1 rRNA gene is annotated in these 273 nt (G+C 54.6%); it reads right to left on the bottom strand.

The annotated features are described in order from the left end of the window. Window positions 1-110, bottom strand: a 16S ribosomal RNA gene (locus G3I78_RS51005); the annotation flags it as partial. Window positions 111-273: the final 163 nt, after the last annotated feature.

Raw genomic sequence — 273 nt, 5'->3', positions numbered from 1 at the left:
TTACTCACCCGTTCGCCACTAATCCCCACCGAAGTGGTTCATCGTTCGACTTGCATGTGTTAAGCACGCCGCCAGCGTTCGTCCTGAGCCAGGATCAAACTCTCCGTGAATGTCTACCCGACTGTGCCTAATTAAAAGCGCGGGTGCACACATCACGAGAGCGGAACAACCACCGGAATAAGGCAGTCGTTCACAGCGTCCTCGCTGTTGTGTTTCTTCAAAGGAACCTCGCCCCGAGCCATGATGGCCGGGAACGGGGTATCAACATATCTG

Source organism: Streptomyces sp. SID13726 (genome assembly GCF_010548375.1).
Lineage (GTDB): Bacteria > Actinomycetota > Actinomycetes > Streptomycetales > Streptomycetaceae > Streptomyces.
The sequence above is the reverse complement of the archived record's forward strand: the minus strand, read 5'-3'. Positions and strand labels throughout refer to the sequence as shown.